12 protein-coding genes are annotated in these 12,508 nt (G+C 61.4%); 4 read left to right on the forward strand and 8 right to left on the reverse strand.

From position 1 onward, the window contains the following. Window positions 1-139: 139 nt before the first annotated feature. The 3 genes from cueR to QRN50_RS24225 all read right to left on the reverse strand — a co-directional run bounded on the left by cueR (window position 140) and on the right by QRN50_RS24225 (window position 3,183). Window positions 140-538 (reverse strand): Cu(I)-responsive transcriptional regulator, encoded by a 399-nt coding sequence (cueR, locus tag QRN50_RS24215; RefSeq protein WP_096127001.1) that lies wholly within the window; start codon window positions 536-538, stop codon window positions 140-142. After that, complete coding sequence (locus QRN50_RS24220; RefSeq protein WP_096127002.1) at window positions 535-2,733, reverse strand: heavy metal translocating P-type ATPase; 2,199 nt, start codon at window positions 2,731-2,733, stop codon at window positions 535-537. The genes cueR and QRN50_RS24220 overlap by 4 nt, the downstream gene beginning before the upstream one ends. A 69-nt stretch (window positions 2,734-2,802) precedes the next feature. Further along, a complete protein-coding gene (locus QRN50_RS24225; protein ID WP_003318651.1) occupies window positions 2,803-3,183 on the reverse strand; it encodes a hypothetical protein in 381 nt (126 codons plus the stop codon). A gap of 164 nt (window positions 3,184-3,347) precedes the next feature. On the opposite strand from QRN50_RS24225, the gene QRN50_RS24230 reads away from it, so the two are divergent. Both QRN50_RS24230 and QRN50_RS24235 read left to right on the forward strand, forming a co-directional pair. Further along, complete coding sequence (locus QRN50_RS24230) at window positions 3,348-3,545, forward strand: heavy-metal-associated domain-containing protein (RefSeq protein WP_003366461.1); 198 nt, start codon at window positions 3,348-3,350, stop codon at window positions 3,543-3,545. Window positions 3,546-3,682: 137 nt separating this feature from the next. Beyond that, a complete protein-coding gene (locus QRN50_RS24235; RefSeq protein ID WP_058823107.1) occupies window positions 3,683-4,879 on the forward strand; it encodes a multidrug effflux MFS transporter in 1,197 nt (398 codons plus the stop codon). Window positions 4,880-4,939: 60 nt separating this feature from the next. Here QRN50_RS24235 and QRN50_RS24240 read toward each other — a convergent pair whose 3' ends face one another. After that, complete coding sequence (locus tag QRN50_RS24240; protein WP_003431856.1) at window positions 4,940-5,953, reverse strand: zinc-binding alcohol dehydrogenase family protein; 1,014 nt, start codon at window positions 5,951-5,953, stop codon at window positions 4,940-4,942. A 115-nt stretch (window positions 5,954-6,068) separates the two neighbouring features. Here QRN50_RS24240 and vimR point away from each other — a divergent pair, with 115 nt between their 5' ends. Beyond that, window positions 6,069-6,992 (forward strand): transcription regulator VimR, encoded by a 924-nt coding sequence (vimR, locus tag QRN50_RS24245; protein ID WP_004407991.1) that lies wholly within the window; start codon window positions 6,069-6,071, stop codon window positions 6,990-6,992. 436 nt (window positions 6,993-7,428) lie between these two features. Beyond that, entirely contained in the window at window positions 7,429-8,121 is a 693-nt protein-coding gene (locus QRN50_RS24250) for an ArsR/SmtB family transcription factor (RefSeq protein ID WP_004407992.1), read from the forward strand. 159 nt (window positions 8,122-8,280) lie between these two features. Here QRN50_RS24250 and QRN50_RS24255 read toward each other — a convergent pair whose 3' ends face one another. From QRN50_RS24255 to fecE, 4 genes are all read right to left on the reverse strand, one after another. Continuing rightward, the gene (locus QRN50_RS24255) at window positions 8,281-9,234 is read right to left on the reverse strand and encodes an adenosine deaminase (RefSeq protein ID WP_024641771.1); all 954 of its coding nucleotides are present in this window, start codon (window positions 9,232-9,234) and stop codon (window positions 8,281-8,283) included. 78 nt (window positions 9,235-9,312) lie between these two features. Next, window positions 9,313-10,278: a 2-oxoglutarate and iron-dependent oxygenase domain-containing protein gene (locus QRN50_RS24260; RefSeq protein ID WP_096127003.1), complete on the reverse strand. Its 966-nt coding sequence runs from the start codon at window positions 10,276-10,278 to the stop codon at window positions 9,313-9,315. Between the two features lie 77 nt (window positions 10,279-10,355). Beyond that, window positions 10,356-11,450 (reverse strand): BMP family ABC transporter substrate-binding protein, encoded by a 1,095-nt coding sequence (locus tag QRN50_RS24265; RefSeq protein WP_004407996.1) that lies wholly within the window; start codon window positions 11,448-11,450, stop codon window positions 10,356-10,358. A gap of 264 nt (window positions 11,451-11,714) precedes the next feature. After that, the gene (fecE, locus tag QRN50_RS24270; protein ID WP_096127004.1) at window positions 11,715-12,506 is read right to left on the reverse strand and encodes a Fe(3+) dicitrate ABC transporter ATP-binding protein FecE; all 792 of its coding nucleotides are present in this window, start codon (window positions 12,504-12,506) and stop codon (window positions 11,715-11,717) included. Window positions 12,507-12,508: the final 2 nt, after the last annotated feature.

Below are 12,508 nucleotides of genomic sequence, written 5' to 3' on the forward strand. Positions count from 1 at the left end.
GCGAGCTTGCTCGCGAAGACGATGTATCAGGCGCACTGTTTTCGAAGGCTGTACCGGCCCTTTCGCTAGCAAGCTCGCTCCCACGGAGCGCGTGCAGGCGCTCTATCGAGTGGATGCGGTGAGACCCTTGTGGAAGTGGCTAGCAACACCTGCCCGATGCCAGGTCCTTGAGGATCGGGCAGTCGGGGCGGTCGTCGCCGTGGCAGTGTTCCACCAGTTCCTGAAGCGTGTCGCGCAGGCTCGCCAGTTCGTCGATTTTGCGGTTCAGCTCGGCGATGTGCTGGCGGGCCAGTGCCTTGACGTCGGCGCTGGCCCGTTGGCGGTCCTGCCAGAGGGTCAGCAGTCTGCCGACTTCTTCCAGCGAAAACCCCAGGTCCCTTGAGCGCTTGATGAACGCCAGCGTGTGCAGATCGTCCGCGCTGTACAGGCGATAGCCGCTGTCGCTGCGATGCGCTGCCTGCAGCAAACCGATGGACTCGTAATAGCGGATCATCTTCGCGCTCAAGCCACTGTTTTTCGCCGCCTGACCGATATTCATGGTGCGTCCTCCAGGTCGCGGGGTTTCCAGGTTTTCAGCAGCAGCGCATTGCTCACCACGCTGACGCTCGACAGCGCCATCGCCGCGCCCGCCAATACCGGATTGAGATAGCCCAGTGCCGCGAGGGGAATGCCGATCAGGTTGTAGACGAACGCCCAGAACAGGTTCTGGCGGATTTTCGCGTAGGTCCTCCGGCTGATGTCCAGAGCCGCCGGAACCAGTCGCGGGTCGCCGCGCATCAGGGTGATGCCCGCTGCATGCATGGCGACATCGGTCCCGCCGCCCATCGCGATACCGACATCCGCTGCCGCCAGCGCCGGAGCATCGTTGATGCCGTCACCGACCATCGCCACCACATGCAGGCTTTTCAGTTGGGTGACGGTGGCTGCCTTGTCGGCAGGCAGCACTTCGGCATGCACATCGTGTATGCCCAATGCCCTGGCAACCACCTGAGCACTGCCCCGGTTATCGCCGGTCAGCAGATGGCTGCTGATGCCCCGCGCATTCAGCGCTTTGATTGCCTGATCGGTTCCAGGCTTGAGCGTGTCACCGAAGGCGAACATACCGATCACTTTCGGCTCCGGAGCCTGCTCGATCAGCCAGGACAGCGTGCGCCCCTCGGCTTCCCAGATGCGTGCGGACTCGGCCAGATCGCCCATCGGCAGGCCGCTGTCCTCCAGCAAGCGTCGATTGCCCAGCGCCAGTTCACGGCCCTCAACGGTGCCGGCGATGCCCCGACCGCTCAGGACGCGGCTGTTTTGCGCGGCATCAGGCTTGAGTTGCCATTCCTGACAGACATCCAGCACCGCTCTGGCCAAGGGGTGTTCACTGCCGCGTTGCAGCGCGCCCGCCAGTTGCAGAAGGAGTTCTTCATTGCCCAGCACCGCGCTCATGTTGGTGATACGCGGCGTGCCCGAAGTCAGCGTGCCGGTCTTGTCGAACACCACTGCATCGACCTCGTGAGCCCGTTCCAGCGCTTCGGCGTCCTTGATCAGAATGCCGTAACGCGCTGCCACGCCGGTCCCGGCCATGATCGCTGTCGGTGTCGCCAGGCCCAGGGAGCAAGGGCAGGCGATCACCAGTACGGCAACGGCATTGATCAGCGCGACTTCCAGCGAGGCACCGACCAGCAGCCAGCCGGCCAGTGTGAACAAGGCAATCACCAGCACGGTGGGCACGAACACCTGGCTGACTTTATCCACCAGCTTCTGGATCGGGGCCTTGCCTGACTGAGCGTCTTCGACCAGACGAATGATGCGCGCCAGCACCGTTTCCGCGCCCAGCGCGGTGGTCCTGATCAACAATTGACCTTCGCCATTGATTGCCCCGCCGGTGACCTTGTCGCCCGGTTGCTTGACCACCGGCAGGCTTTCACCGGTGATCAGCGCTTCGTCGGCATGGCTGCGGCCTTCGACCACTTCGCCGTCCACCGGAAAGCGTTCGCCGGGTTTGACCAGCACCCGATCATCGAGCTGCAGCGCGCTGATCGCGACGTCCTGTTCGAGGCCATCGACTACCCGCAGGGCGCGCTCCGGGCGCAGCGCTTCGAGGGCGCGGATGGCACTGGCGGTCTGGCGCTTGGCGCGGCTTTCCAGGTATTTGCCCAACAGCACCAGCGCGATCACCACCGCCGATGCTTCGAAATACAGGTGCGGCGTCGTTCCGGGCGCAGCGTGCAGCCATTGATAGACGCTCAGGCCGTAGCCGGCGCTGGTACCGATCGCGACCAGCAGGTCCATATTGCCGGCACCTGCGCGCACGGCTTTCCAGGCGGCTACGTAAAAACGTGCGCCAAGGATGAACTGCACCGGCGTCGCCAGCGCAAATTGCACCCACGCAGGCAGCATCCAGTGCACGCCCAGCGGTGACAACAACATCGGCAGGATCAACGGCAGCGCCAGCGCGATGGCCAGCAGCAAGGCCCAGCGTTCGTGGTGCAGGTGACGGGCTTTCTGGTCGGCGTCGGCGTGACGATCCTGGTTCAGCGTGGCGCTATAACCGGCACGGCTGACGGCGTCGATCAGGGTTTGCGGATCGGTGTGCGCTGCGGTGTCTACGTGGGCGCGTTCATTGGCCAGGTTGACCGTCACGCTGTTGACCCCCGGCACTTTGGCCAGGGCACGCTCGACCCGACCTGCGCAACTGGCGCAGGTCATGCCGCTGATCGGCAGGTCGAAGGTGGTGGTGTCTTGCATGTGAATCACTCCCTGAGGCTGGCTACCTGCAAGGATCAACCTTGCCATACGGGCAAGGTCAAGCGCGAATCAATAGTTGAGGTCGGCTTTCTTGAGGTACATCCCGTTCAGGTCGGCGGCGATGCGGTACTTGAGAATATCCCCCGCACGCAGCTGGATCTTGGTGCTGCGCGGCGCTTCCATGCCGGGCTCACAGCCCACGACATTGCCGCGCAGGGTGCTCAGCCGCACCGAGACTTCACCGGCAGGCAGGTTGAAGGACACCGAGTCTTCCTGATACAGCCTGCCGGCCAGACGGTCCTGTACGTAGATGCCGATCTCGCAGGAAGTCGCGACTTCCAGGCGCTCTCGGGAAATGATCAGAATGCCGTAGTCCTGAGCCGCCTGAGTGGCAGGTGTGATAGCCAGGAAACCGAGAATGCTGAAGAGGCTGACTGCTGACCAGCGCATCGCTGATACTCCTGATGTAAATGTGGCTGACGATAGAGGTGTCGATAACCCAGCTTGGCTCACGATTACGCCGAATGCCAGCCCGGCAGCAATGGCAAAAACTTGACCTTGCCATGATGACAAGGTTGAAGATGCTCGCTGTTCATCACTGAAGGAGTGACATCATGCAGTTATTCAACGTTCAAGGCATGACCTGCGGGCATTGTGTTCGCGCGGTGACCGAGGCCATCAAACATGACGACCCGAGTGCCGATGTTCAGGTCGAACTGGCCAGCAAGCAGGTCAAGGTGCAAAGCAGCCTGTCGCCCGAGCGGATTGTCAGTTTGATCAGCGAAGAGGGTTATCAGGCGCAGCCGGCATGACCCTGCCCCGGGAGATCGATGCGGTCTCCCGGTCTGTAAACATTGAAAAGTTTTGAATTAATTCCCCCGTTCGTCGTTCTCTGCAAGGTAAGCCGGGTAAACTAGCCCGTTGCTCTGCATCTGTGAATGGACACCCGATGAATCTACGAACGATCCTTATCCTTGGCTCATTGAGCGCCTTCGGCCCTCTGGCCATCGACTTCTATCTTCCTGGCTTTCCGGCCATGGCCTCGTATTTCGGGACCGATGAAAAACACGTACAACTGACCCTGGCGGCCTACTTTCTGGGACTTTCCCTGGGGCAACTGGCCTATGGCCCGGTGGCTGACCGGTTCGGTCGGCGCATTCCGCTGCTGGTCGGCGTAACCCTGTTCATGCTTGCCTCGGTCGCCTGCGCCTTTGCGCCGAGTCTTGAATGGCTGATTGCCGCGCGCTTCGTGCAGGCGTTGGGCGGCTGTGCCGGGATGGTCTTGTCACGCGCCATCGTCAGCGACAAGTGCAATGCCGTCGAGTCGGCCAAGGTTTTCTCGCAACTGATGCTGGTCATGGGCCTGGCACCGATTCTGGCCCCGATGCTGGGTGGTGTGCTGGTCAGTACCTTTGGCTGGCAATCGATCTTCGTCAGCCTCGCCCTGTTCAGCGGTGCCTGCCTGGCGGCGGTTGCGCTGGGGTTGCCGGAAAGCATGCCGGCCACCACACCGCGTCAGCCATTGAGCGGCGCGCTGGGCCAGTACCTCAATCTGTTCAAGGACGGTGTGTTCATCGGTCACGCGCTGACCGGCGGCATCGCCATGGCCGGGATGTTCGCCTACGTCGCAGGCTCGCCGTTTGTGTTCATCAAACTGTATGGCGTGCCTGCCGAGCACTACGGCTGGCTGTTCGGGATGAATGCGGCGGGCTTCATTCTGGTGGCGCAGATCAATGCGCGTATCTTGCGCAAGACCGGCCCGGCGTTTTTGCTGTCGCGCACGGTCTGGATTTATCTGGCTGCCGGGCTGGTATTGCTGGCAATCAGCGGGCTGCGCACCGAGGCGCTGTGGCCGCTGCTGGTGCCGCTGTTCATCTGTGTGGCAAGCCTGGGCTGCATCATCCCCAATGCGTCGGCCTGCGCCATGAATGGCCAATGGGCACGCGCGGGCAGTGCCTCGGCGTTGCTGGGTTGTCTGCAATTCAGCGTTGCCGCCGTCGCTGCCAGTCTGGTGGGTTTGCTGCATGACGGCACGGCCACACCGATGGCGCTGGTCATCAGCCTGTGTGGCGTGCTGACCGTGGGCCTCTCGGTGCTGACGCGACGTGCGCAGGCCCGGCGCGACGCATCGCTCCAGACCGCCTGATCGCCAAAGCGAGGGTGTCAGTCGCGCCGGGCGTGACTGACACCCTCGACTTCAGACCGCTCAGAAACCTTCCAGTACGACCTTGCCCTTGGCCTTGCCGCTTTCCAGCAGGGCATGAGCGCGGCGCAGGTTTTCGGCATTGATGGTGCCGAAGTGCTCGCCAAAGGTGGTCTTCAGCGTCCCGGCGTCGATCAGCTCGGCAACCCGGTTGAGCAGGTTGTGCTGCTCGATCATGTCCTCGGTTTCGAACATCGACCGCGTGTACATGAATTCCCAGTGCAGCGACAGGCTCTTGCGCTTGAGCTTCGACACGTCCAGCGACTTGGGATCGTCGATCAGCGCCAGTTTGCCTTGTGGCTTGAGCGCTTCGACGAGCTGATCCAGATGCTGTTCGGTCTGGGTCAGGCTGGCGACATGAGTCACGTGGTTCAGGCCGACGCGTTTGAGTTCTTCGCTCAGCGGCTTGCTGTGATCCAGCACATGGTGCGCGCCCAGTTCGCTGACCCAGCTTTCGGTCTCGGGCCGCGAGGCGGTGCCGATGACCTTCAGCGATGTCAGTTTGCGCGCCAGCTGGGTCAGGATCGAACCCACGCCACCGGCGGCGCCGACGATCAGCAGGCTGTGTGCGCCTTCACCTTTTTGCTGCGGGATCTGCAATCTCTCGAACAGCAGTTCCCAGGCGGTGATGGCTGTCAACGGCAGCGCTGCGGCATGGGCGAAGCTCAGGGTCTTCGGCATGTGGCCGACGATGCGTTCGTCCACCACGTGCAGCTCGCTGTTGGCACCTGGCCGGGTCAGGGAACCGGCATAGAACACTTTGTCGCCCGGTTTGAACAGTGTGACCTGGCTGCCGACGGCTTTCACCACACCCGCCACGTCCCAGCCGAGCACCTTGCCTGCACCGTCTTCAGGCTGGACGTTCTGGCGGATCTTGGTGTCCACCGGGTTTACAGAGATGGCCTTGACCTCGACCAGCAAATCGCGATCGCCAGCCACCGGCTCGGGCAGCTCGATATCCTGCAATGATTTCACGTCGCTGATGGGCAGGGACTGGTAGTACGCAATGGCTTTCATGTCAGGGCCTCTCCAAAGAAAAAGTGATGAAGAGATCATTGGCTATTTCCAGTAAAGATAAAACCCGCTAAAACGGCAGGCTCTTTCAATTTTATTTTGATAATACGAGGGCATGATGCTGCGTTTTGATGACTTGCAGTTATTCGTACGTGCGGCGGATCTGGGCAGCCTTTCTGCCGCAGCGCGGGTCATGGACATGTCTGCGGCGGTTGCCAGCGCGGCGCTCAAGCGTATTGAACGGCAGTTGGGGACGCGCTTGCTGGCCCGTTCGACGCGCAGCCTGCGCCTGACCGCCGAAGGTGAGGGGTTTCTGGAATACGCCCGCGCTGCACTGGGCAGCCTCGAGGAGGGGCGGCGCTTGCTGGCCAGCAGCCAGGACCGTTGCGAGGGCGTGCTGCAACTCTCGGCGCCGTCGGACCTGGGGCGCAACGTGCTGTTGCCGTGGCTCGACGAATTTCAACAGCAGCATCCGCAACTGACCGTGCGTCTGCTGCTGGGTGATCGTATTGCCGATCTGTTCCGCCAGCCTGTCGACGTGGCGCTGCGCTACGGCGAGCCGGAAGATTCCAGCCTGGTCGCACTGCCAGTGTTGCCTGACAACCGCCGGGTATTGTGTGCGGCGCCGAGTTACCTGCAGCGTCATGGCGAGCCGCATCAGGTCGAGCAACTGGCGCAGCATAACTGCTTGCTGTTCATGCTCGGCGATCGCGTTCATGACCGTTGGACGCTGAACGACGGCAAGCGCGAAATCAGTCTGACGGTCAGCGGCAACCGGTTCAGCGACGATGCCGACGTCGTGCGCCGCTGGGCGGTTGCAGGTGAAGGTGTGGCGTACAAATCCTGGCTGGACGTGGCCGCAGATGTGCGGGCCGGGCACCTGAAAGTGTTGATGCCTGACCTGGTCGGGGAGCGGGCGCCGTTGAACCTGTTGTGCGCGCATCGGGCGCAACTCAGTAAGCCTGTCATTCTGTTACTGGAAATGCTCAGGTCACGGTGTAAGCAACATGCTGTAGGTCTGTCGTCCGCAAACTTGTTTTAATCGCCGCGTCCCGGTAGGAAATAGCCTTCGGAAGTGTCGGAAAATATAATTTTCAAAGGCATTTCAATAACGTGAAGTTTCACTGTCGGGACAAAGTTGAAACTGACTGTTGTTGAGTGGATTTGGCATTTTTGTCATAGCCATTACGCTTGTCTTTTTAATCCCCTTTTGAAGTGTCGCTGCAAACCCCTTGTATAGAGGGGTTGCGGCGTAGTCGCGGGTACAACTTGGTGTTGAAGGAGTGCGCCACAGTTGGGCGATTTTTTACGTCGTGGTGTGCCCGCAGTGTGTAGGAGGCGCTTTTCACCCAGCGGGCGCGCGGGGCATAGAGTTTATACTTGTCATTACATATAAGAGCCACGTTGAACTCTACCGAGGCGTGATTGCTTTCACCCAGTCATCACCATAGATGAATGTTTCAACAGGGAGTGAACACATGGAATACGGACCTTGCATCAGCCAGATCGCAACTTTGCTGGCCGACCCCAAGCGCAGCGCAATGATCTGGGCACTGATGGATGGTACTGCTCGCCCTGCCGACGAATTGGCAATCCTGGCGGGACTCTCGACTTCTTCTGCTGGCGCTCATCTGGCGCGGCTGACCAGCGGTGGTCTGTTGAAACAGGAGGTTCGCGGCCGCAAGCGTTTCTTTCGCCTCGCTGCGCCGGAAGTGGGGGCCGCGGTCGAGGCGCTGGCCTGTGCCTCGCTGGCCAGTACTGAACAGATCAATCGTCGCTTTGCCCAGCCTCGGCCGCCCTTGCCGCTGCGCCGTGCAAGAATCTGCTCCGATCATCTGGGTGGCGAAATGGCTGCCGAGCTTTATCAGCGCCTGCTGGAAGCCGGCTGGATAGAACAGCAGGAGAAGCGCGTCGAGGTCACCAGCAAGGGGGTGGCCAGATTTGCCGAACGCGGCATCTACATACCCGCACTGGCGCAACGCAAGCGTGAAACGGTGTGTGTCTGTCCGAAGTGGAACGATCGCAATCCGCATCTGGGCGGCGCGCTGGGGGCGGGGTTGTTGCAGCTGTTCATTCAGATGGGCTGGCTGCGCACCACTGAAGAGTCCAGCACCTTGCAGGTCTCATCCAGTGGGCAGCGGGAAATCAGCAAGATCGCAGCGGCGGCCTGACTGGAGCGGTGGGTGTTGCTCGCTCCACCAACATCGTGCCACCGCTCCGCGTAGGCATGCAGTTCCGGACGCTCCGCGTCCTCTTGCGACGCAGAGCGTCGCGAAAGGCATTGCCACGCGGAGCGTGAGGAACGATGGGGGTAGCCGCTCAATCACTCTCTAGGGCTTGACCAGTCGTGCATCCAGGCTGTTTTGCGCCAGGCGTTTGGCCTGATCTTCGGTCATGCCCAGGTGGGTGTACAGCGCGTGGAAGTTCTCGGTCACGTAGCCACCGAAGTAGGCCGGGTCGTCCGAATTGACGGTGACCTTCACGCCGCGCTCGAGCATGTCGAGGATGTTGTGCTGGGCCATGTCGTCGAACACGCAAAGCTTGGTGTTGGACAGCGGGCAGACGGTCAGCGGGATCTGTTCGTCGATGATGCGCTGCATCAGCCGCTCGTCTTCGATGGCGCGCACACCGTGGTCGATGCGCTGGATCTTCAGCAGGTCCAGTGCTTCCCAGATGTATTCCGGCGGACCTTCTTCTCCGGCGTGGGCCACGGTCAGGAAGCCCTCGTTGCGCGCGCGATCGAACACACGCTGGAACTTGCTTGGCGGGTGACCCATTTCCGAGCTGTCGAGGCCTACGGCGACGAACGCATCACGGAACGGCAGCGCCTGATCGAGGGTTTTTTCGGCCTCTTCCTGGGACAGGTGGCGCAGGAAGCTCAGGATCAGGCCGCTGTCGACGCCCAGCTTCGACTTGCCGTCTTTCAGCGCACCGGTAATCCCGGCCAGTACCACTTCGAACGGGATGCCACGGTCTGTGTGGGTTTGCGGATCGAAGAACGGTTCGGTGTGAATAACGTTCTGTGCCTTGCAGCGCAGCAGGTAGGCCCAGGTCAGGTCGTAGAAGTCCTGCTCGGTGCGCAATACGTCTGCGCCCCGGTAATACAGGTCGAGGAATTCCTGCAGGTTGTTGAAGGCATATGCCTTGCGCAGGGTTTCGACGTCATCCCACGGCAGGGCAATCCTGTTGCGCTCGGCCAGGGCGAACAGCAACTCGGGTTCCAGCGAGCCTTCGAGGTGCAAGTGCAGTTCTGCCTTGGGCAGGGCGTTCAACCAGTCGTACATATTCTTTTCTCATCAGGTGCAGATCCCGGGCATTCTACAGATGCACGTCGCTGCGCAGGGTAAAACCTGACCGAACGTTCAACTTGCCTCCTGTTCGCGGCGATAAGCGTAGGTATCCGCGAAGCGCGACAGCAGAAATTCGGCGCAGGTGGTCACCGGATAGCGGGCCGGATGATCGTCGCTCTGGCAACCGGGCAGGCATTCGATGCGCGTGTCGGGGTGCGGTTCGGCAAAGAACGGCATGGAGTAGCGATCAACCCCGAGCGGGCTGATGACCCGGTGCGGCGTGGACAGATAACGATCGTTGCTCCAACGCGCCATCATGTCGCCCAGATTGACCACGAAGGTACCGTCAAGCGGTGGCGCGTCGATCCATTCGCCACGCACATCACGCACCTGCAAGCCGCCCGCCGTGTCCTGATACAGCAGGGTGATGCAGCCGTAATCGGTATGCGCGCCTGCGCCTTGTTGCTCGGCTGAGGTCGCCGTACCACGCGGGGGGTAATGAATCATGCGCAGCACGCTGACCGGGTCCTTGAAGCGCTGATCGAAGAAATCGCGCTCGATGCCCAGTGCCAGGGTCATGGCGCGCAGCAGGGTTTGCGCCAGCGCCTGCATGTCCAGATAGTGTTGCTCCATCAGGGTTTCCCAGCCGGGAATGTCCGGATGCCGGTTTGGCCCACGCAGCGGTTTACCCGCCAGCACGTCGGGATGACGGGCATCCAGGTGCAGGCCCATGTCGAAGGTTTCCTTGAGGTCGCTCGGCAGGCTGGGGTCCAGTTGTTCGGTGGCGATGGCGCCGTAGCCGCGATGGTGCGTGCTTTGGGTGATGTCGATCAGGAGCTTTTCAGCTGCAGGCCGGCCGAAGAAGTCCTTTGCCGCCGCTTGCACCTGTTCGATGCGTTGCGCGCTGATCGGGTGGCCCTTGATGTAAAAGAAGCCCCACGCCCGACAGGCACTGTCGATTTGCCGGGCGACATCCTGCCAGGCCTGAGTGTCCGTACCGTAGAGCGGGGCGATGTCGATGACGGGAAGCTGGTCCATTAACCGGTCCTGAAAGGGAAGTGTCGATGATCGTGCCTGGCGCGGCAGGCACGATGGTCAGGCAGCTGGCGGGCTGATTACTTCGGCAGCTCGGCCTTGATGCCTTCGACGTAGTAGTTCATCGACGCCAGCTCGGCGTTGGTCGCGACCACGCCGTCAGCAATTTTCACCGTGCCGTTCTGGTCCTTGATTGGGCCGGTGAACGGGTGGAATTCGCCGCTTTCGATGCTGGCGATGATCTTCTGCGCCTCGGCCTTCACGTCAGCAGGCACCACGTCGCTGATCGGCAATTCGACCGTTCCTTCCTTCAGGCCGCCCCAGTAATCCTGTGGTTTCCAGGTGCCCGCGATGGCGCCTTCGGCCGCCTGGATATAGTGCGGGCCCCAGTTGTTGACGATGGAGGTCAGCACTGCTTTTGGTCCGAAGTGAGCCATGTCCGAGGCATAACCGACGGCATACACGCCACGACGCTCGGCGGTCTGGATCGGCGCAGGACTATCAGTGTGCTGGAATACCACGTCCACGCCCTGATCGATCAACGCGTTGGCCGCATCGGCTTCTTTGCCCGGATCGAACCAGGAGTTGACCCACACCACCTTGATCTCGGTGCCCGGGTTGTATTTGTTCAGCGCCAGCTGGATGGCGTCGATGTCGCGCAGTACTTCAGGAATCGGGAACGAGGCGACATAACCGATCTTCTTGGTCTTGGTCATCTTCGCGGCGATGTAACCGCTCACGTAGCGACCTTCATAGGTGCGGGCCAGGTAAGTGCCCATGTTCTTGTCCTGCTTGTAGCCGGTCGCGTGCTCGAACTTCACCTTGGGGAACTGCTTGGCGACTTTCAGGGTGGGGTTCATGTAACCGAACGAGGTACTGAAGATCAGGTCGTAACCGCCCTTGGCCATGTTGCGGATGACCCGCTCGGCGTCTGCACCTTCCGGCACGTTTTCCACGTAGCTGCTGGTGACCTTGTCACCCAGCGCCTTGACCATCGCCTGGCGCCCCTGCTCGTGCTGATAGGTCCAGCCGTGGTCGCCGATAGGGCCGATGTAGACGAAGCCGACTTTCAGCGGATCGGCTGCCGAGGCGAGCAGGCTGGAGCCGATGCCGACAACGGCGGCGACGGCGCACAGCAGTTTTTTCAGGGGACGACGTGGGTTGGTCAGGTGCATCGGGTCTAGCTCCTTGCGGTCTTGTTGGAATGCCTACCCGAGCAATGCAATTAACTGACCAACAGGACAACTTACGATGCTGGCTTGCTTCCCTGCGCAGCGCGCCTATTGTTGTACATAGGTTTCGATGAGCCTGGAATATGTGACTTTCAGGTTTCTGCCCGCAGGGCGTGGGAGCGACCGGGGCCTTCCGCCAGAATCTAAAACAGACTTGTGTGTAACGCGTAGTGCAGCGCGAAGGTGCAGGCGCTGTGGGCTGCGCCGCTAACTGGTGCAGCGCGTGCTGCGCTCGACGATGCACATCGGTGTGCCTGCCACGGGTTCGCGCATGATCTGCACTTGCACATCGAACACCTGGCAGACCAGCTCGGCCGTCAGCACATCGCCCGGTGCGCCGCAGGTCACCAGACGCCCGGCCTGCATGACCGCCAGATGGTCTGCGTAGCGGCAGGCCTGATTGATGTCATGCAGCACGGTAATCACCGTCTTGCCTTCGGCGCTGAGTTCACGCATTAGGTCCAGCAGTTCGACCTGATGGCTGATGTCCAGATAGGTGGTCGGCTCGTCGAGCAGGACGATGGCCGCGTCCTGCGCAAGGATCATCGCCAGCCAGGCGCGTTGTCGTTGCCCGCCGGACAGATCGGACAGCGGGCGCTCGGCCAGTGTGTCCAGCTCCATGCGCTGCAAGGCTTGATCGACACTGTGCTGATCGGCGCCACTCAGACGTCCCCACAGGCTGTTGTGCGGACTGCGGCCGTACGCCACCAGCTGGCGTACGCTGACGCCTTCCGGAATCGGCAGTACTTGCGGCAGAAAAGCCACCTTGCGCGCCAGCTCGTTGGCCGACAGCTTGCCGTAGGCGGTGCCATCCAGGCTGAGACTGCCCGCTTGCGGGGTGAGAATTCGGGCGAAGGCCTTGAGCAGAGTGGATTTGCCGCAACCATTGGGGCCGATCAGCGCAGTGACCTGCGCAGGCGGCGGGCTGAACGACAGGTCTTGCACGATGCGCGTCGCGCCGTAGCCGATGTCGAGTTGCTGCGCCTTCAGAATAGTCATGG

Source organism: Pseudomonas sp. MEJ108, from assembly GCF_030208985.1.
Classification (GTDB): domain Bacteria; phylum Pseudomonadota; class Gammaproteobacteria; order Pseudomonadales; family Pseudomonadaceae; genus Aquipseudomonas; species Aquipseudomonas fragariae.